Source organism: Type-D symbiont of Plautia stali (assembly GCF_001485335.1).
Taxonomy (GTDB): Bacteria; Pseudomonadota; Gammaproteobacteria; order Enterobacterales; family Enterobacteriaceae; genus Pantoea; species Pantoea vagans_C.
Genome location: NZ_BBOC01000028.1, coordinates 31054 through 51275, shown reverse-complemented (window position 1 = coordinate 51275; position 20222 = coordinate 31054). Strand labels below are relative to the sequence as shown.

The window sequence follows — 20222 nt, the reverse complement described above, 5'->3', positions numbered from 1 at the left end:
GCAATTTCTGCTTAAGCGATGGGCATTAACCTAACAGGTCGCCCGCTGTCTATTTACGTGTTACCGAGGCCGGAAATGCCAGATAAGGAAACAGTAAATAGGGGGCGATTATCAATAAAATAAAAACACCTCGCGAATACCCCGCATCGTTGATACGTCTACTGCCGCACGCCAGCATCGGCAAGATAAACAGCAGTAGCGGCACAAAGGTAATCTCACTAGTCTGCATAGCAAACCATTGCAGATAGAGGCAAAACCATCCCACCTGAAAAACGACGAACACGATGTAGCCTGTACGCTTTTCCAGTCCACTGAAATTAAACGTCTTGAGAAAGCCAGCCAAAATAATGTGAAAAAGTCGGGTTAACGCCATTTTTCCTCCTTGCCCTTACAGCTTGAGATACGCGCGTATCCCATCCAGAAACATCTGCGTTGCCAGCATAATCAGAATCAGCCCCATCAGGCGTTCCAGCGCATTGACGCCTTTGTCACCAAGCAGGCGTAAAAACACGCCGGACAGCAGCAAAATCACCACCGTCACTCCCCAGGCGATCATCAACGCACCCACCAGATGCGTCATCTGATTGGGATATTGATGCGACAGCAGCATCAGGGTGGCCAGTAACGACGGCCCAGCCACTAACGGAATCGCCAGCGGCACCAGAAATGGTTCTTCACCGGCGGGTAATCCGCTGGTGCTGGTTTCACCGGAGGGGAAAATCATGCGGATGGCGATCAGGAACAGAATGATGCCGCCGGAGATCGACACCGTCTCGGTGCGCAAATTGAGGAACGCCAGAATGCGTTCACCGGCGAATAAAAACAGCAGCATCAGAATCAGCGCGATCAGCATTTCGCGCATCAGTACCACGCGGCGGCGCTTGGGCTCCAGATGCTTAAGCACCGACATAAAGATCGGCAGGTTACCTAACGGGTCCATAATCAACAGCAACAAGATGGTTGCGGATATCATCTCAGTCATTTTTAAAAACCACTCTTATTCGGAATTATTAGTTGTACTGCTGAAAAAGTTGATGCAATCGAATTAATTCACTTGCCAGAAAGCCTGCATTTTGTAGAGTTGGAGGTCGCAGGTAAACCTGATTATTACGCAGATCAACTGGATAATCCGGCTGGTCTTTCCTCGCACCACGAAGGGCACAGTGAAAACGCCCCGGACGGACAGAAAATGAAGAATGTAGGCTTTATTGGTTGGCGTGGCATGGTCGGCTCTGTGCTGATGTCACGCATGAGTGAAGAACGTGATTTTGATGTAATCAATCCGGTCTTCTTCTCCACCTCACAGCTGGGTCAGGCGGCGCCAAACTTTGGCGGTAAGTCGACCGGTGCGCTGCAGGATGCTTTTGATATCGAGGCGCTGAAGGCGCTGGATATTATTATCACCTGCCAGGGCGGTGACTACACCAGTGAAGTCTATCCTAAGCTGCGCGAAAGCGGCTGGCAGGGCTACTGGATTGATGCAGCATCGACGCTGCGCATGAAAGATGACGCCATCATCATTCTCGATCCGGTTAACCACAATGTGATTCGTCAGGGTCTCGACAACGGCATCAAAACCTTCGTTGGCGGCAACTGCACCGTCAGCCTGATGCTGATGTCATTGGGCGGCCTGTTCGCCAACGATTTGGTCGAGTGGGCGTCTGTGGCCACTTACCAGGCGGCATCCGGCGGCGGAGCGCGTCACATGCGTGAACTGCTGACGCAAATGGGCATGCTGCACGACCACGTAGCGAAATCCCTGCAGGATCCGGCTTCCGCGATTCTGGATATCGAACGCAGCGTCACTGATTTCACCCGTTCTGGCACTTTGCCGACCGACAACTTCGGTGTACCGCTGGCGGGCAGCCTGATTCCGTGGATCGACAAACAGCTGGATAACGGCCAGAGCCGCGAAGAGTGGAAAGGCCAGGCAGAAACCAACAAGATCCTGCGTACCAGTAGTGTGATTCCGGTCGATGGTCTGTGTGTCCGTGTGGGCGCGCTGCGCTGCCACAGCCAGGCGTTCACCCTGAAGCTGAAAAAAGATGTGCCGATGAACGAAATCGAACAGCTGTTGGCTTCCCACAACGAGTGGGTGAAAGTGGTGCCTAACGACCGTGAGATCACCATGCGTGAGCTGACGCCAGCGGCCGTCACCGGCACGCTGACCACGCCAGTAGGACGTCTGCGTAAACTGAACATGGGGCCGGAATACCTTTCCGCGTTCACCGTGGGTGACCAGTTGCTGTGGGGCGCGGCTGAACCGCTGCGTCGCATGCTACGTTTGCTGATCGACTAAGCGCAGCGACAAACCAGACAGGCCGGGGTTTCCCGGCCTTTTTTGTCATCCAGGTTGCAAAACTTAACGCAAATTGCGCCTGACAAGTGATCCGCTTCCCCTTTTTGCTCGTCCGAGAAGATTTTTTTGCTTTCCCCCCTGGCAACTGCCAGCCCCAAGCTATGATTTAACAGTGATGTGCCGGTTGTTAACTGTTTTTGCTTTCGAACTGAATGGTTGTTGTACACGGCAAAGATCTTCCCCCATGGACGGTGTCCTCTCTCTTGCTGGTGTATGTATGGCTCAATGAAAAGCAGCGCACCAGAGGCGGCATTGTTGTCCACTCCGGTCGCCTGCGCAAAATCATAGGAAGAAAGTCATGTCAGAGCTTCCCGATCGCCATGCGATCAATGCCCTTTTTGCCGGGAATTATGCCGATCCCTTCTCTTTTCTGGGGATGCACCAAACTGTCGAAGGCCTCGAAGTGCGCGCATTGCTGCCTGATGCCTCGGAAGTGTGGGTAATTGAAACCAACACCGGTCGCAAATGCGCACAGCTTAAATGTCTGGATTCACGCGGTTTCTTCTGTGGTGTGATCCCACGCCGTAAAAACCTGTTTCGCTATCAGCTGGCGGTCACGTGGCACGGCCAGCAAAACCTGATCGACGATGCGTACCGCTTTGGCCCGCTACTCGCGGAGATGGATGCCTGGCTGCTCGGCGAGGGCACGCATTTGCGCCCGTATGAAACCCTGGGCGCGCACGGTGCCACCATTGATGGCGTCAGCGGAACGCGTTTTTCCGTCTGGGCCCCCAACGCACGCCGTGTTTCCGTGGTGGGTGAATTCAATTTCTGGGATGGCCGCCGTCATCCGATGCGCTTCCGCCGTGAACTCGGTATCTGGGAATTGTTTGTGCCGGGCGCGGTAAATGGCCAGCTGTATAAATATGAAATCATTGATACTCATGGGCAGCTGCGCATTAAAGCGGACCCGTTTGCTTTTGAAGCGCAAATGCGTCCGCAAACGGCGTCAATGATCTGTGGCCTGCCGCCGAAAGTGGAGATGCTGCCACAGCGTAAAGCCGCGAATGCTTTTGATCAGCCGATCTCGATTTATGAAGTGCACCTCGGTTCCTGGCGTCGTCATACCGACAATAACTTTTGGCTGAGCTACAAAGAGCTGGCAGAGCAGCTGGTGCCGTACGTCAAAGAGATGGGCTTTACGCACATTGAGTTGCTGCCAATCAACGAGCACCCGTTTGACGGCAGCTGGGGCTATCAGCCGCTGGGGATGTACGCACCGACGCGCCGTTTTGGTACACGTGACGAATTCCGCCACTTTATTGCCGCGGCACACGATGCGGGTATCAACGTGCTGCTCGACTGGGTGCCAGGACACTTCCCTAGCGATGACTTCGGGCTGGCGAAATTCGACGGTACTGAACTGTACGAACACAGCGATCCGCGCGAAGGCTACCATCAAGACTGGAACACGCTGATTTATAACTTTGGTCGGCGTGAAGTCAGTAACTATCTTTCCGGTAACGCGCTCTATTGGATGGAGCGTTTTGGCATTGACGGCTTACGCGTTGATGCCGTGGCTTCGATGATCTATCGCGATTACAGCCGCAAAGAGGGTGAATGGGTCCCCAACCACTTCGGCGGTCGTGAGAATCTTGAAGCGATTTCCTTCCTGCGCCACACCAACCGTACGCTGGGCCGTGCCGCGCCAGGCAGTATCAGCGTGGCGGAAGAGTCTACCGATTATCCCGGTGTGACGCGTCCCTCCGAAGATGGCGGCCTCGGCTTCTGGTTCAAATGGAATCTCGGCTGGATGCACGACACGCTCGATTACATGAAACTCGATCCGGTGCACCGTCGTTATCATCACAGCCTGATGACCTTCGGCATGCTTTATAACTACACCGAAAACTTCGTGTTACCGCTGTCTCACGATGAGGTGGTACATGGCAAACGTTCGATACTCGACCGGATGCCGGGTGACGCATGGCAAAAGTTTGCCAACCTGCGCGCCTATTACGGTTGGATGTGGGGCTTCCCCGGCAAGAAACTGCAGTTTATGGGCAACGAGTTTGCTCAGGGGCGTGAGTGGAATCACGATACCAGCCTTGACTGGCACTTACTGGAAGGTGAGGACAACTGGCACAACGGCGTGCAGCGTTTGGTGCGCGATCTCAACCACAGCTACAAACACTTTGCGCCGCTCCATCAACTGGATTTTGATGCACAGGGCTTTGAGTGGCTGGTGGTCGACGATCATGAGAATTCGGTGTTTGTGTTTGTACGCCGCGATCGTGAGGGCAACGAAATCATCGTCGCCAGCAACTTCACGCCGGTGGCGCGCCACGATTATCGTTTCGGCGTCAATCAGCAAGGTGGCTGGCGTGAGGTGTTGAATACCGATCAGCATGATTATCACGGCAGCGACGTGCGTAATCACGGCATCGTTCACACGGATGCGATTGAGAGCCACGGTCGTGCACAATCAATCAGCCTGACCTTGCCACCACTGGCCACGATTTGGCTGGTGCGGGAGGGCGACTGATGCTGGAGACCGGGCAGCCGACGCCGTTGGGCGCCCACTATGACGGGCGCGGCGTGAACTTCACGCTGTTTTCCCGCCATGCCGAGCAGGTTGAACTGTGCTTATTTGACGCGCACGGCGTAGAGCGGCGCTTTCCCCTTCCGGCGCGTAGCGGCGATATCTGGCACGGCTATTTTCCCGCGCTTAAGCCAGGTCAACGTTATGGTTATCGCGTGCATGGCCCGTGGGCACCCCAGCAAGGTCATCGTTTTAATCCGGCCAAATTGTTGGTCGATCCCTGCGCCAAAGCGGTGGTCGGCGACATTCCCGATGATCCACGCTTTAGCGGCGGCGAGCAGCAGCCTGATAGTCAGGATAACGCCGCCATCGCACCGAAATCGCTGGTGATTGCCGAAGATTTCGACTGGGAAACGGATAAGCTCTTGCGGACGCCGTGGGGTAAAACGGTGATTTATGAGGCGCATGTGCGTGGCCTGACCCAGCAACATCCGGAAATTCCGGAAAGGCTGCGCGGGACTTATGCGGCGCTGGGCCATCCTGCTATGGTGAAGTACTTTCATCACCTTGGCATTACCGCGCTGGAGCTGCTGCCGATCGCCCATTTCGCCAGCGAGCCACGTTTGCTGCGGCTGGGGCTCAGCAACTACTGGGGCTATAACCCGTTTGCACTCTGGGCGGTGGACCCCCGCTACGCATCTGGCGAGCACGGTTTGACACCGTTGCAGGAGTTCCAGCAGGCCGTTAAAACGCTGCATGCGGCAGGTATTGAGGTGATTCTTGATGTGGTGTTCAACCACACCGCCGAACTGGAAGAGATCGGCCCTAACATTTCGCTGCGCGGCGTAGATAACGCCAGCTATTACTGGCTCGACGCGCAGGGTGAATATCAAAACTGGACTGGCTGTGGCAACACGCTCAATCTCAGCGATCCGCAGGTGATGGATTGGGCCTTAGAAGCGCTGCGCTACTGGGTGCGGGACTGTCATATCGATGGTTTCCGCTTTGACCTGGCGAGTGTGTTAGGACGCACGCCGGAATACCGTCAGGATGCGCCGCTGTTTGCTGCCATTAAGGCCTGCCCGCTGCTATCTAAGGTCAAGTTGATTGCTGAACCCTGGGATATCGGCCCCGGCGGTTATCAGGTGGGGAATTTCCCTGCTGATTTCGCTGAGTGGAACGATCACTTCCGTGATGCCGCGCGCCGATACTGGCTGCATGGTCAACTCAACAACGGTGACTTTGCCCGGCGCTTTGCGGCCTCCAGTGACGTATTCCAGCGTGACGGACGTCTGCCGCACGCCAGTATCAATCTGATTACTGCCCACGACGGCTTTACGCTGCGTGATGTGGTGAGCTTCAACAATAAACACAATCAGGCCAACGGCGAAGACAATCGTGACGGCAGTAGCAGCAACTTCAGCCATAACCATGGCAAAGAGGGGCTGCAGGTCAATTTCGATATTGTCGAACGGCGGCGGCGCAGTGTGCATGCGTTATTGACCACGCTCCTGCTGGCGCAGGGCACCCCGATGCTGCTGGCGGGGGATGAACGCGGTCACAGCCAGCACGGCAACAACAATGCGTACTGTCAGGACAACCCGCTGACCTGGCTGGCCTGGCAACAGGATGATTTTGGACTGGTCGACTTCACTGCCGCGTTAATCCGGCTGCGTCAGCGCATCCCTGCACTGACCGCTGATCGCTGGTGGCAGGAGGGCGATGGCAACGTGCGGTGGTTCAATGCCAGCGGCAAACCACTGGAGAATGAGGAGTGGGAACAGGGGGCGCACAGAATGCAGATCCTGCTCTCCGGCCGCTGGTTAATAACAATCAACGCCACGGAATCGGTGAGTGACCTTGCCTTACCAGACGGAGAGTGGCGTGCCATTCCTCCTTTCGCCGGGGAAGATAACCCCATCCTGACAACTGTCTGGCACGGGCCCGCACACGGCGTGTGTGTGTTCCTAAAGCAATCATAAGGAGTCAGACATGGTTAAATTAGATAGAACAGATCATCTGATGCTGGCGCGCCAGCTCCCTACACAAACGGTTGCCCTGATCCTTGCTGGCGGGCGCGGTACGCGCCTGAAAGATCTCACCGCAAAACGCGCCAAACCTGCCGTGCACTTCGGTGGCAAGTTCCGCATCATCGACTTTGCGCTGTCGAACTGCATTAACTCGGGCATTCGGCGCATTGGCGTGATCACGCAATATCAGTCGCATACGTTGACGCAGCATATCCAGCGTGGCTGGTCACTGTTCAACGAAGAGATGAATGAGTTTGTTGATCTGCTGCCCGCACAGCAGCGTGCGTCAACCGAGCACTGGTATCGCGGTACCGCAGACGCGGTGTCGCAAAACCTCGACATCATTCGTCGCTACAACGCCCAATACATCGTCATTCTGGCGGGCGATCACATCTACAAAATGGATTACTCGCGCATGCTGCTCGACCATGCTGACCGTGGCGCGAAGTGCACCATCGCCTGTTTGCCGGTGCCGCTGGCGGAAGCCACGGCGTTTGGTGTGATGGCCGTAGACGCGGAAAACAACGTGGTGGATTTTGTCGAGAAACCGCCTAAACCGCCGTCAATGCCCGGTGATGACAGCAAAGCCTTGGCCAGTATGGGCATCTATGTGTTCAATGCTGACTACCTCTATCAGTTGCTGGAGGAGGATTTGCTGATCCCTGAATCCAGCCACGATTTCGGTAAAGACCTGCTGCCGAAAATTGTGGCCAGCGGTGAGGCTTACGCGCACTCCTTCACCTTATCCTGCGTGCAGAACGACGAAAATGCTGAGCCGTACTGGCGTGACGTCGGGACGCTAGAGGCCTACTGGCGAGCCAATCTCGATCTGGCCTCGGTCACGCCGGAACTGGATATGTACGACCATGAATGGCCGATACGTACCCACATGGAGCCTCTGCCGCCGGCGAAATTTGTGCAGGATCGCTCGGGCAGCCATGGCATGACGATGAACTCACTGGTATCGGGCGGCTGCATCATCTCCGGTTCGGTGGTGGTGAATTCAGTGCTGTTCCCGCGTGTGCGCATCAACTCATTTTGCAATATCGACTCCTCGGTGCTGCTGCCTGATGTGGTCATTAACCGTTCCTGCCGTTTACGCCGATGCGTGATTGATCGCGCCTGCGTGATCCCTGAAGGCATGGTGATTGGTGAAAACCCCGATGAAGACAGCCGCCGTTTTTACCGTTCAGAAGAGGGCATCGTGCTGGTCACGCGCGCCATGCTGGCCAAACTGGCTGGCTGACCGCGAAAGCAACGAGCAAGACACACAGGCAATCGTCGCGGGGAACGCGAGCGATAACATAATAGGGGTCCAGGATGCAGGTTTTACATGTCTGTTCAGAACTTTTCCCGCTGCTGAAAACCGGCGGGTTGGCTGATGTTGTCGGCGCTTTGCCTCAGGCCCAAATTGCAGGTGGAACGGATGCGCGGGTGCTAATACCCGCGTATCCGGATCTGCGTAAAGGGATCCCTGACACGGAGATTGTTGCGGAATTAAACACTTTTGCCGGGCCGGTCCGTTTATTATTTGGACAATTCAACGGAGTTGGCATTTATTTAATTGATGCACCGGGATTGTATGAGCGCCCCGGCAGCCCGTATCACGATACATCGCAGTTTGCTTATGTGGATAATTATCTGCGTTTTGCGTTGCTTGGCTGGATGGGGGCCGAACTGGCAAGTGGGCTGGATACCTTCTGGCAACCCGATGTGGTGCATGCGCATGACTGGCACGCTGGCTTAACCTGCGCCTATATCGCCGCGCGCGGGCGTCCGGCGAAAACGGTGTTTACCGTGCATAACCTGGCGTATCAAGGGTTGTTCAATGCGCGCCATCTGGATGAGATTCAGATCCCGCGCGCATTCTTTAACATGCATGGGCTGGAGTTCTATGGACAGATTTCCTATCTCAAAGCGGGTTTATTTTATGCCGATCATATTACGGCAGTCAGCCCGACTTATGCTCTGGAAATCACCCGACCCGAATTCGGTTACGGCATGGAATCGCTGCTTGAACAACGTCTGAAAGAGGGGCGGCTGAGTGGCATCCTCAATGGCGTTGACCCCGGAATCTGGGACCCGGCACATGACTTGCTGCTGACGGCGCGTTACGACCGCGACACGCTGGAGAGCAAAGCCGAGAACAAGCGCCAGTTGCAGATTGCCATGGGGCTAAAAATTGATGAGAAAGCGCCGGTGTTCTGTGTCATCAGCCGTCTGACGAAACAAAAGGGGCTGGATCTGGTGCTGGAAGCGTTGCCAGGATTACTGGCGCAGGGCGGCCAACTGGTGCTGCTGGGCCAGGGCGACGCTGAGTTACAACAAGGTTTTCTGGCCGCCGCGGCTGAGCATCCTGGCAGCGTGGGGGTGCAGATTGGCTATCATGAAGCGTTTTCGCACCGCATTGTCGGCGGTGCCGATGTGATCATGGTGCCGAGCCGTTTTGAGCCGTGTGGACTCACACAGCTCTACGGTCTGAAATATGGCACGTTGCCGTTAGTACGCCGCACCGGTGGGCTGGCGGATACCGTGCAGGACAGTTCGCTGGAGAACCTCGCTGACGGGGTCGCAAGCGGTTTCAGTTTTGAAGACAGTAACGCCTGGTCGCTGCTGCGGGCGATTCGACGTGCTTTTGTTCTGTGGTCCCGTCCTTCGCTCTGGCGTTATGTTCAGCGCCAGGCAATGGGGATGGATTTTAGTTGGCAGGTGGCCGCACAAGCCTACCGCGATCTTTATCAACGTTTGCTGTAATCAGAGATTGGGATACTGGATATGAATGCACCTTTCACCTATGCCTCACCCACGCTAACGGTTGACGCACTGAAGCACTCAATCGCCTATAAACTGATGTTTACTATTGGTAAAGACCCCTCGATCGCCAATCAGCATGAGTGGCTGAACGCCGCACTGTTGGCGGTTCGCGACCGCATGGTGGAACGCTGGTTGCGCTCCAGTCGTGCACAGCTGTCACAGGATGTGCGTCAGGTCTATTACCTGTCGATGGAATTCCTCATGGGGCGCACGTTGGGCAATGCGTTGCTGGCGATGGGCATCTATGACGATCTCAATCAGGCGCTGGATGAGATGGGGCTCGACCTCAGCGAACTGATGGATGAGGAGAACGATCCCGGGCTGGGTAACGGCGGTCTGGGCCGTTTGGCCGCTTGCTTCCTGGATTCACTGGCGACGCTCGGCCTGCCAGGGCGCGGCTACGGCATCCGATATGACTACGGCATGTTCAAACAAAACATCGTTGACGGCCAGCAGCGTGAATCGCCGGATTACTGGCTGGAATACGGCAATCCTTGGGAGTTTCAGCGCTTTAACACGCGCTACAAAGTGCGTTTTGGTGGCCGTTTGCAGCATGAAGGGGCGCGCGTGCGCTGGCTGGAAACCGAAGAGATTATCGCGGCTGCTTACGATCAGATCATCCCCGGATACGACACCGACGCCACCAATACTTTGCGCTTGTGGAGCGCCCAGGCCAGCAACGAGATCAACCTGGGTAAATTCAACCAAGGTGATTACTTTGCGGCGGTGGAGGACAAAAACCACTCGGAGAACGTGTCGCGCGTGCTCTATCCCGATGACTCCACCGATTCAGGCCGTGAACTACGCCTGCGTCAGGAGTATTTCCTCGTGTCGGCCACGGTGCAGGACATCCTTAACCGCCACTGGCAGATGCATGAAACCTGGGACAATCTGGCGGATAAAATCGCCATCCACCTGAATGACACGCATCCGGTGCTGGCAATCCCCGAGTTGATGCGCTTGTTGATCGATGATCACAAGTTTACCTGGGACGATGCCTTTGAAGTGACCTGCCAGGTGTTCTCCTACACCAACCACACGCTAATGAGTGAAGCGCTGGAAACCTGGCCGGTAGATATGTTCGGCAAAATTCTGCCGCGTCACCTTAGCATCGTGTTTGAAATCAACGATTACTTCCTGAAAACCATCCAGGAGTATTACCCGGATGACTGGGATCTGATGGCGCGTATCTCGATTATTGATGAGAACAACGGCCGTAAGATCCGCATGGCCTGGCTGGCGGTGGTGGTGAGCCACAAAGTGAATGGCGTGTCAGAGTTGCACTCCAATCTAATGGTGCAGTCACTGTTTGCCGATTTTGCGCGCCTGTTCCCCGGGCGTTTCTGCAATAAAACCAACGGTGTAACGCCACGACGCTGGCTGGCCTTGGCTAACCCGGCGCTGTCGGAGGTGCTGGATGACACCATCGGTCGCAACTGGCGTACCGATCTCAGCCAACTCAGCGAACTGACCCCGCACGTTGATTACCCGGCATTTATTGAGCAGATTAGTGATGCCAAGTTCGCCAACAAAAAGCGGTTAGCGGATTGGGTAGCGAAGAACATGGATATTGTGCTGGATCCGCACGCTTTGTTTGACGTGCAGATCAAACGTATTCACGAATACAAACGTCAACTGCTTAACGTGTTGCACGTTATCACTCGTTACAACCGTATCAAGGCCGATCCCACCGCAGACTGGGTGCCACGCGTCAATATCTTTGCCGGCAAAGCGGCTTCCGCCTATTACGTAGCGAAGCACATCATTCATCTGATCAACGATGTCGCCAATGTGATCAACAACGATCCTCAGGTAAAGAACAAGCTGAAAGTGGTGTTTATTCCCAATTACAGCGTGAGCCTGGCGCAGATCATTATTCCGGCGGCGGATCTCTCTGAACAGATCTCCACGGCAGGTACGGAAGCTTCCGGCACCAGTAATATGAAGTTCGCGCTTAATGGTGCATTAACCATTGGTACGCTGGATGGTGCTAACGTCGAGATGCGCGAGCACGTCGGTGCGGAGAATATTTTTATCTTCGGCAACACCACGCCGCAGGTTGAGAAACTGCGTCAGGATGGCTATAACCCGCGTAAGTACTACGAGGAAGATGCCGAACTGCATCAGGCACTGACACAAATCGCCAGCGGCGTGTTCAGTCCTGGGGATTTAGGGCGCTATCGCAATCTGTTTGATGCGCTGGTGAACTTCGGTGACCACTATCAACTGTTGGCCGATTACCGCAGCTATGTGGATACTCAGGATAAGGTGGACAAGCTTTATCGTCAGCCGGATGAGTGGCAGCGGTGTGCGGCGTTGAACATTGCCAATATGGGCTACTTCTCAGCGGACAGAACGATTCAGGAGTACGCGGATGAGATTTGGCATATTTCGCCGGTGAGGTTGTAAGGTATGAAAAAGGTCGCCATAAATGGCGACCCTACATTGAATTGATGCCCATTTCGTAGGGTGCGCATTCCCATTCTGTAGGGTGCGCATTTATGCGCACCGAGGGGTATCATTTCAAAGTGATGCTTTTAACGACCGCATCAGCATCGCTCTGCGCCTGCTGCTGATTGTCTGCTGGCAGGGTGATCTGCAAGGTCAGCAGTTTGCCATCCACTTTTGCCAGAATCACGGAAGACCATGAGGTCTGATTGTTGGCAGAAATCACCGTATCCAACTGCTGAGCTGGCTGGTCTTTCAGCGTAATGGCTTTGTTAGACACCACTTGCAGCTGCGGGTCGCGATTGCGTTGCTGCTGCTCCAGGCGCTGAGAGAGTGCATCCAGCGCTTCGTTGGTGGGATCGCCGGCAATCACGATAATCGCGCGCTGGCCGGTTTCATCGGCGTAAACGTGCATATTAGTGGATTCCGAGCCGAGTTTGCCGCTCTTATCAGACATGCCCGCAGGCAGATTGAAGCTTAGCTTGCCGTCCATCAGGTTGACGGTCTGAGCGGACTGACTGGCGCTGGCACCGTTACTGCCTGCTGCCGCATCATCTTTCTTCTGGTCACAGGCCGCGAGACCCAACACCAACAGACCAATACCCGCATATTTCACTAAATTACGCATTCTTTTCCCTTTATTGATTCCAGTCTGGTGCTTTCCATCCGCTATAAAAACGGAATCGGCGGTTAAAAGCAACCGCCGTACTGTCAGGAAATCTTAGCGCGCTGCGGCGTTTCGTCTATGTGCAATTAGCCGAAATTCATCTGGCGCTGTGCAGAACGTTCAGCCAGGCGTTTCAACATGCTGTTAAGCAGTACACCGTACGCGGGCAGGAAGAAAATCATGCAGATCAGCACTTTGAAGCTGTAATCCACCATGGCAATCTCCACCCAGTGGGCTGCCATAAACGGGTCTGGACTCTTATAAAAAGCGATGAAGAAGAAGGCCAGCGTATCGCTGATATTACCGAGGAACATGGCGGCTGCCGGGGCGATCCACCACTGGGGTAAACGACGCAAACGGTTAAAAACGTGGACATCCAGAATCTGACCCAGCGCATAAGCCATAAAGCTGGCGCTGGCGATACGGGCGACAAACAGGTTCACCTGTTCCAGTGAGGCCCAACCCTGCCATTCTCCCTGATAAAACACACAGGAGACCACATAGGAGATAAACAGTGCCGGGATCATCACCGCCAGAATAATGCGACGGGCTAAAGGCGCGCCAAAAATGCGCACGGTGAGGTCGGTAGCGAGGAAAATAAACGGAAAGCTAAACGCGCCCCAGGTAGTGTGGAAGCCGAAAATCGAGACCGGCAGCTGTACCAGGTAGTTACTGGAGGTGATCACCAGCAAATGGAATAGCGATAGCCAAAACAGCGCATGCATGCGCTGACGTGCAGAAAAATCAATCATTGTGAGCCTTTTTAATGTAGGGGTGAGGGAACCCATAGAGCCGAGCTGTACAGCCATAAAATGAAAACGGCGGCATCTTAGCGCGTTGCGCAATTTAAGCAATGGTTAATTTTAACGCAATCGTTATCGCCTTGCGCTGGAGATTGAGCGCGCTAGAATGAGCGCCCACCACGAACAAAGACAGAGAATCATGAGCGATCCCTTTTCTGCGCCGGACCACACGCTTGATGCTTTGGGGTTACGCTGCCCTGAGCCGGTGATGATGGTGCGCAAAACCGTACGCACCATGCAGGCGGGTGAAACCCTGCTGATCATCGCTGACGATCCCGCTACCACACGCGATATACCGGGATTTTGCCGCTTTATGGAACACCAGTTGCTGGCACAGCAAACGGAAACGCTGCCGTACCAGTATCTGATTCAGAAAGGCCAGGCTTAACGCTGACGCAGCAGCCGCAGTGCGTTAGCCGTGACTAACGCCGTGGCGCCGGAGTCTGCCAGCACCGCTAACCACAAACCGGTGAAGCCGAGCAGTGTGGTGATCAGGAAAATCCCCTTCAAGCCGAGCGCAATCGCAATGTTCTGACGAATAATGGCGCGCGTGCGGCGTGCCAGTAATACCGTGCGCGGTAACAACGTCAGACGGTTTTGTGTTAAGGCGGCATCGGCGGCTTCCAGTGCCACATCGGTGCCGCTGCCCATCGCGATGCCCAACGTTGCCGCTTTCATCGCGGGTGCGTCGTTAATGCCATCGCCGACCATCGCCAATGACTGCGCTTCACCTAACTTGCGTACCGCCTCGACTTTATCGGCGGGCAGCAGCCCAGCGCGATAATCGATGCTGAGTTCAGCCGCAATCGCCGCCGCGGCTCGCGGGTTATCGCCGGTCAGCATCAGGCTTTTGATACCTAACGCTTTCAACTGCGACACTGCCGTCATCGCCTCTTCTCGCAGTTGATCCTGCAAGGCCAATGCGCCGAGCACTGTCTGTTCTTGCAACAGCACCACCACCGTCTGGCCTTGCGCTTCTCGTTGCGCAATCAGTTGTTGCTGATCGTCAGTGAGAACATTGACATCGCGCGGGGCCAGAAGCTGATAACTCACTCCATCAACCCGGGCGCGGATACCGCTTCCGGCCAATGCTTGTTGATGTTGTGCTTGCGGTAACGCCAGTTGGCGACGTTCGGCTTCACGCACAATCGCCAGCGCCAAAGGATGGCTGGAGCCTTGTTCAACGGCAGCCGCCAGGCTGAGCAGCGCGTTCTCTTGCTGTGTGCCGAAGACATCTATCTGTGTGACCTGTGGTTTGCCTGCAGTTAAGGTGCCGGTTTTATCGAAGGCCATGGTCTGGATGCGGCTCAGTCTCTCCAGTGCCGCACCGCCCTTAATCAGCGCACCCTGTCGTGCCGCGGCGGCTAAACCAGAGGTGATCGCCGCCGGTGTTGAAATCACCAGGGCACAGGGGCAGCCAATCAGCAGCAACGTCAAACCTTTATAAATCCACGGCAGCCATGCAGCACCCGCCACCAATGGCGGCAAAAGCATCACCATGAGTGCCAGCAGCATAATGGCGGGGGTATAAATGCGGCTGAAGCGATCGATAAAGCGTTCAACCGGGGCGCGATGGGTTTCGGCCTCTTCAATCAGTTGCAGAATGCGGTCAATGGCACTTTGGCCCGGCTGGGAGATGACTTTCAGGGTCACCAGACGATCTACGCTGGTGGCACCTGCCATCACCGTTTCACCAGGCTGGCGCACAACTGGCACAGATTCACCAGTTAGCGCGCTTTCGTCAAAGCTGGCGCTGAGGTTCAGTAGCTCAGCATCGGCAGGTAAACGCCCACCAGCGGCGACTTCAATCTTGTCGCCGGGGTGTAAGTCTTCCAGCGCCACCTGCTCACGCTGCGCGCCATTCACACGGGTGGCGGTAGCAGGGCGCAGGGCCATCAAGGCGGTTACGCCCCGACGCGCACGGGTGGCGGCATAAGATTCCAGACGTTCACCCAGTTGGAACAGCATCAGCACCATGGCCGCTTCAGCGTGGGCGCCGATCAACAGTGCACCGGCGGCAGCGAGGGTCATCAGGGTTTCGATGCTAAAGGGCGAGCCACCGCGCAGCAGTTTCCAGGCGCTGCGGGCAATCGGTGCCAGGCCAATCAGCGTGGTCACCACGAACAGGCGATCGCCCCATAGCGGTGAAATCTGGCTGAGCAGCCAACTGGCCAGCATCAGCAGCGCCAGCACGACGAGGGCAGCATTTTCGCGCCAGCGGTTAGGTGCAGCGGGCTGCGCTTGCGGATCGTTTGAAGTGAGCGTAAAGCCGACATTTTTCACGGCTTGCTCTACGGCTGAGCGAATATCCTGGTCGGCATCCACGACCAGTTTTTCACTGGCGAAAATAACGCGGGCTGCGCTGACCTGCGGAATCTGTTGTACCGCGCTTTCAATTTTGCGCGCACAGCTGGGGCAATCCATGCCGGCGATTTGCCAGCGGAATTGATGGGAAGAGGAGCCGGGCCTGTCGCTTTCGGCGTCGTTTTCACCGCCAGGGCTGGCGCTGTCGTTGTCGCAGCAGCCGCAACCATTTTCCGGTGTGGCGGGCAGGGCGGCAGAGATTTTCAGCGTGGTGGGCGATGCGCTGCGAATGGCGCACAGCGGTTGAGGCTTGCTATGGGATTTCCCACAGCGGCAAGAATGAGTATGTGCGTGCATGTGACCTCCGGTATCAGGTGCGGGCCATTGCCCGCAACCTGAATGCTACACTTTGGAGTCCACTCCAGAGTCAAGCGTTAAAGGTCATTTTTTCTTCAGTAGAGCCACAATGAGCGCACAATCATAAAGTGACCGGCAAAGTAGCAGGCAGCCACAATGGCGCTATCAGCACTGAAACGGCGGCGATAATGACTGATAAACCAGACAATATTGGCCAACAGCAATAGTCCTGCACCCACCAGCAGCGAAAAGCTGAAGTCAGTCGGGCGGAAGAAGTAGTTTTCCGCTGCCATCCAGTTCATCACCAGCGTCATGCCAATCAGCGTACAGATCGGCCAACGCAAATCTTCGAGTTTTGACCAGATGATGCCAATCACCACGGCACCTATCACCAGCAGGGTCACCGGGATCGGCCAGAAGAAGCTCATGGTCATGTGGGCGGCAAAGCTGATGGTATACAGCAGGTGTGACAGGAAGAATGCGCCCAGCGCATAGAGCATTTGCTGACGTGGCAATAACGTCAGCGCATCGCCAACCAATGTGGCAACCAACCCAGCGAGGATCAAATAGTCGGTGGTGTTGAGCGTTGGCGCCTGCCAGGCCCAGGCCACCAGTAGCAGTAAGGTAACGGGTTTGAACAGCCAGCGCTGCCATTGCGGGCCACGGTACGAAGCATCAACGTAGAGCCAACCGGAAAAAAGTACGGCAAGAAAAGACCAAAGCATGTTTTCTCCCTTTTCTGAACACGCAGCTCAGAGTATTGAATTTTCCCAAAATCGCGATCCCAGTGTAAGTTACCGGCGGCAAATGTGACAATCGGTCAACTCTGGTTGTATGCTTTGTCGTCTTTATTTGTTCTATTATCAACGCAAAGCACGAGAGAAAACATGAGCAAACCACCGCTACTCTTTTTTATCGTTCTGGCGATTATTGCCGTTTTGGCGACCCGTCAGTTTATCAAGCAACGCCGTGAAACTGCGGTCAATGACGCTTCCCCGGTTCGTTCTCTGAGCGTGGAAGTCAAAACCAAACGTGAGTATCCGTCGCCCAATCGCCGTTCACGCCAGCGTGAAGAGATTGTGGCTGAAGACATGAAGTATGAGGCCCTGTTTCATCCGCTGAATGGTGCAAGTGACATCAAAGTGGTGGTCAGCGCCAATGATTATCATCAAATCGATAAGGGTGCGAAGGGGGAGTTGAAGATGAAGGGCAGTCGCTTTGTCAGCTTTACCCCTGCGCAATAAAATCGGCCGCAAGGGCGGCCGATTTCTCTACATCTTAGGATAATGCTTCTTCTGCCACGCCAGCAGTTCAAATACGCCGAAAAAGAAAATCTTCGCCTGAGTTGCGCCACTGAGCTTCGGTGCTTCTTTAGGCTGGGTCGCGCGCAGTAATACCAGCTGCAAGCCATGCATAATCACCATGAAGAACAAGGCAACATGGACAAAGTAACGCAGCGGCGTCGGGAAAGGGTGCACCAGATTCAACAGTAAAAAAGCCCAGACGCAAATCATCAGTAAACGTCCCAGATTAAGCCACATCGTGCGTCTCCTGTTGGCGTTGATAAAGGCGATAGGCGACCTGTCCGGCAATCTTCTCGCGGTATAAATCCCAGTTGGCGGGTGCCACCGGCGTGCCATGCTCGACTTCACTCTCTACGTAAATTAGCGCGTTCTCTGCCAGCCAGCCGTTTTTTTCAAGCAGCGTCAATGTTTCCAGCAATAGTCCTTTACGGAACGGCGGGTCCACAAACACCACATCAAACGGCTCGCCCGGCTGATTTAGCCACTGCAAAGTGTTGGTCTGCACCACAGTACCTTGAGTTGCACGCAGTGTTTGCAGGTTCTGCGACAGCTGTTGCGCCACCGCTCGTTCCATTTCAAGCAGCGTGGCAGAGGCGGCATAGCGTGACAGCGCTTCCAGTCCGAGCGCGCCGCTACCGGCGAAGCAGTCGAGGCAGCGTGCTTCCTGAATATCGGGGGCCAGCCAGTTGAACAGGGTTTCGCGTACGCGATCGGTGGTCGGGCGTAAGCCAGCGCTGTCAGGCACCGGTAATTTGCGACCGCGCCACTGCCCGCCGATGATGCGGATTTGGCCAGCAGCGCCACTGCTGCGGGGTGATTTACTCATTTCGCTCACAACTCGTCATAATTTGTTGCGTAGTTTAACGGGCGCAGCAAGGAGAAGAAACGTAAAAAAGGGTGCTGTGGTGCGCTGGCTGGAAAGTGTTAGACTACTGAGTTGATATGGCGCGCGTAATTGCCTGATTTTTACGCGGCTCGTGCGTCAATAATTGAATTTTTTATCCCCTGGGAACAGCGTGCAACCGGGAATAAGCCATCGAGGAGTGTGGTTACACAATGGCAAAAGAGAAAAAACGCGGCTTTTTTTCCTGGCTAGGCTTTGGCAAAGAAGAAGAGACGCAGCAGCCTGCGGAAGAGCAGCAGCAATCGACCGATGTCGCGCATGAGCCCATCGCTGAAGAGAGCGCATTAGCAAGCGCCGAAGCGCAGGCCGAAGAGACGGTTGCCGTCACTGAGCAGGTTGCCGAAGCGCAGCAGGCGCCAGTGGAAGAGCCTGTTGCCGAGCCGGTTGTCGCGATTGAAGAAGCGGTGCAGCCGGAAGCGGAAGTGCAACCCGACGTTGTGCCTGTCGAAGAAGAACCGCAGGCCGAAACGCTGATTGTTGAAGCACCCGTTGAGCCTGTGATTGAACCGCAACAGCCTGTTATCGAAGCACCCGTTGAGCCGGTGATTGAACCGCAACAGCATGTTATCGAAGCGCCGGTTGAGCCGGTGATTGAACCGCAACAGCCTGTTATCGAAGCGCCGGTTGAGCCGGTGATTGAGCCGCAACAGCCCGTTATCGAAGCACCGGTTGAGCCAGAAGACGACGCGTTAAGCGACGAGGAGCTGGAAGCACTGGCATTAGCGGAAACCTATGCCGAAGATGCGGAAGCCGAAGCGCAGGACACCGTCAGCGATCTGCCGCTGGCCGCGGCGCCGATTGTCACGCAGGAGCAAGAGCGCCCAACCAAAGAAGGCTTCTTTGCCCGCCTGAAACGCAGTCTGGTGAAAACCCGTGAAAACCTGGGCTCTGGGTTTATCGGTCTGTTCCGTGGCAAAAAAATCGATGACGACCTGTTTGAAGAGCTGGAAGAACAGCTGTTGATCGCTGATGTCGGTGTGGAAACGACGCGCCGCATCATCGCCAATTTGACGCAGCAGGCGAATCGTAAGCAGCTGCGCGATGCAGAAGCCTTGTACGGCCTGCTGAAAGCCGAAATGGCCGGCATTCTGGAAAAAGTTGACGAGCCGCTGGATGTCAGTGGCAAAACGCCGTTTGTTATCCTGATGGTCGGCGTTAACGGCGTAGGTAAAACCACCACCATTGGTAAGCTGGCGCGTCAGTACCAGGCGCAAGGCAAATCAGTGATGCTGGCGGCAGGTGATACCTTCCGTGCAGCTGCTGTTGAGCAGTTGCAGGTGTGGGGTCAGCGTAACAACATTCCGGTAGTGGCACAGCACACGGGCGCGGACTCCGCCTCGGTGATTTTTGATGCCATTCAGGCAGCTAAATCACGTCAGGTGGATGTGCTGATCGCCGATACCGCAGGTCGCTTGCAGAACAAAGCGCACCTGATGGAAGAACTGAAGAAAATCACCCGCGTGATGAAGAAGTTGGATGAGGATGCGCCACACGAAGTGATGCTGACCCTCGACGCCAGCACCGGGCAAAATGCGGTAAGCCAGGCCAAACTGTTCCATGAAGCGGTGGGCTTAACCGGCATTACCCTGACCAAGCTTGACGGCACCGCGAAAGGTGGCGTGATCTTCTCGGTTGCCGATCAGTTCGGTATTCCGATTCGCTATATCGGTGTCGGGGAAGGCATCGAGGATTTACGGCCGTTCAAGGCCGAGGACTTTATTGAGGCACTGTTTGCCCGAGAGGAATGATT

18 protein-coding genes are annotated in these 20222 nt (G+C 55.3%); 9 read left to right on the top strand and 9 right to left on the bottom strand.

What is annotated here, in order from left to right; all coding sequences use genetic code 11:
* Nucleotides 1-49 precede the first annotated feature (49 nt).
* Together PSSD_RS11115 and PSSD_RS11110 are read right to left on the bottom strand one after the other, a co-directional pair.
* Nucleotides 50-373 carry a DUF805 domain-containing protein gene (locus PSSD_RS11115; RefSeq protein WP_058972278.1) on the bottom strand — a complete coding sequence of 108 codons (324 nt, stop codon included), beginning with the start codon at nt 371-373 and terminating at the stop codon, nt 50-52.
* Nucleotides 374-388: 15 nt separating this feature from the next.
* Nucleotides 389-982 (bottom strand): YhgN family NAAT transporter, encoded by a 594-nt coding sequence (locus PSSD_RS11110; RefSeq protein WP_039333975.1) that lies wholly within the window; start codon nt 980-982, stop codon nt 389-391.
* Between the two features lie 207 nt (nt 983-1189).
* Between PSSD_RS11110 and asd the strand changes: the two genes are divergently transcribed.
* The gene (asd, locus tag PSSD_RS11105; protein ID WP_058972282.1) at nt 1190-2299 is read left to right on the top strand and encodes an aspartate-semialdehyde dehydrogenase; all 1110 of its coding nucleotides are present in this window, start codon (nt 1190-1192) and stop codon (nt 2297-2299) included.
* On the opposite strand, the gene PSSD_RS11100 is transcribed toward asd, so the two are convergent.
* On the bottom strand, nt 2296-2622 hold the full coding sequence (locus PSSD_RS11100) for a hypothetical protein (protein WP_058972277.1): 327 nt from the start codon (nt 2620-2622) through the stop codon (nt 2296-2298). The two genes, asd and PSSD_RS11100, sit on opposite strands and share 4 nt — an antisense overlap.
* 35 nt (nt 2623-2657) lie before the next feature.
* Here PSSD_RS11100 and glgB point away from each other — a divergent pair, with 35 nt between their 5' ends.
* From glgB to glgP, 5 genes are all read left to right on the top strand, one after another.
* Nucleotides 2658-4844: a 1,4-alpha-glucan branching enzyme gene (gene glgB / locus PSSD_RS11095; protein ID WP_058972276.1), complete on the top strand. Its 2187-nt coding sequence runs from the start codon at nt 2658-2660 to the stop codon at nt 4842-4844.
* On the top strand, nt 4844-6823 hold the full coding sequence (gene glgX / locus PSSD_RS11090) for a glycogen debranching protein GlgX (RefSeq protein WP_058972275.1): 1980 nt from the start codon (nt 4844-4846) through the stop codon (nt 6821-6823). The genes glgB and glgX overlap by 1 nt, the downstream gene beginning before the upstream one ends.
* 10 nt (nt 6824-6833) lie before the next feature.
* Nucleotides 6834-8117, top strand: a complete 1284-nt coding sequence (gene glgC, locus PSSD_RS11085) for a glucose-1-phosphate adenylyltransferase (RefSeq protein WP_039333966.1) — start codon at nt 6834-6836, stop codon at nt 8115-8117.
* 74 nt (nt 8118-8191) lie between these two features.
* Entirely contained in the window at nt 8192-9625 is a 1434-nt protein-coding gene (gene glgA / locus PSSD_RS11080) for a glycogen synthase GlgA (protein WP_039333965.1), read from the top strand.
* Between the two features lie 21 nt (nt 9626-9646).
* Nucleotides 9647-12094, top strand: a complete 2448-nt coding sequence (gene glgP / locus PSSD_RS11075) for a glycogen phosphorylase (RefSeq protein ID WP_039333961.1) — start codon at nt 9647-9649, stop codon at nt 12092-12094.
* Nucleotides 12095-12203: 109 nt separating this feature from the next.
* Here glgP and PSSD_RS11070 read toward each other — a convergent pair whose 3' ends face one another.
* Nucleotides 12204-12761: a DcrB family lipoprotein gene (locus PSSD_RS11070; protein WP_058972274.1), complete on the bottom strand. Its 558-nt coding sequence runs from the start codon at nt 12759-12761 to the stop codon at nt 12204-12206.
* Nucleotides 12762-12886: 125 nt separating this feature from the next.
* Nucleotides 12887-13552, bottom strand: coding sequence for a 7-cyano-7-deazaguanine/7-aminomethyl-7-deazaguanine transporter (locus PSSD_RS11065; protein WP_058972273.1), 666 nt, complete (start codon nt 13550-13552; stop codon nt 12887-12889).
* A gap of 190 nt (nt 13553-13742) precedes the next feature.
* Here PSSD_RS11065 and tusA point away from each other — a divergent pair, with 190 nt between their 5' ends.
* Nucleotides 13743-13991 carry a sulfurtransferase TusA gene (tusA, locus tag PSSD_RS11060; protein ID WP_039331737.1) on the top strand — a complete coding sequence of 83 codons (249 nt, stop codon included), beginning with the start codon at nt 13743-13745 and terminating at the stop codon, nt 13989-13991.
* Here the strand turns inward: tusA and PSSD_RS11055 are convergent.
* Nucleotides 13988-16264 carry a zinc/cadmium/mercury/lead-transporting ATPase gene (locus PSSD_RS11055; protein ID WP_058972272.1) on the bottom strand — a complete coding sequence of 759 codons (2277 nt, stop codon included), beginning with the start codon at nt 16262-16264 and terminating at the stop codon, nt 13988-13990. The genes tusA and PSSD_RS11055 overlap by 4 nt on opposite strands.
* A 95-nt stretch (nt 16265-16359) precedes the next feature.
* On the bottom strand, nt 16360-16989 hold the full coding sequence (locus PSSD_RS11050; RefSeq protein WP_058972271.1) for a lysoplasmalogenase: 630 nt from the start codon (nt 16987-16989) through the stop codon (nt 16360-16362).
* A gap of 162 nt (nt 16990-17151) precedes the next feature.
* Here PSSD_RS11050 and PSSD_RS11045 point away from each other — a divergent pair, with 162 nt between their 5' ends.
* Nucleotides 17152-17508 carry a DUF2500 domain-containing protein gene (locus PSSD_RS11045; RefSeq protein ID WP_039331734.1) on the top strand — a complete coding sequence of 119 codons (357 nt, stop codon included), beginning with the start codon at nt 17152-17154 and terminating at the stop codon, nt 17506-17508.
* A gap of 27 nt (nt 17509-17535) precedes the next feature.
* On the opposite strand, the gene PSSD_RS11040 is transcribed toward PSSD_RS11045, so the two are convergent.
* Nucleotides 17536-17805: a DUF1145 family protein gene (locus PSSD_RS11040; protein ID WP_039331733.1), complete on the bottom strand. Its 270-nt coding sequence runs from the start codon at nt 17803-17805 to the stop codon at nt 17536-17538.
* Nucleotides 17795-18394, bottom strand: a complete 600-nt coding sequence (gene rsmD / locus PSSD_RS11035; protein WP_039331731.1) for a 16S rRNA (guanine(966)-N(2))-methyltransferase — start codon at nt 18392-18394, stop codon at nt 17795-17797. Before rsmD ends, PSSD_RS11040 begins: the two co-directional genes overlap by 11 nt.
* Nucleotides 18395-18624: 230 nt before the next feature.
* Here rsmD and ftsY point away from each other — a divergent pair, with 230 nt between their 5' ends.
* Nucleotides 18625-20220 (top strand): signal recognition particle-docking protein FtsY, encoded by a 1596-nt coding sequence (gene ftsY / locus PSSD_RS11030; RefSeq protein ID WP_058972270.1) that lies wholly within the window; start codon nt 18625-18627, stop codon nt 20218-20220.
* Nucleotides 20221-20222: the final 2 nt, after the last annotated feature.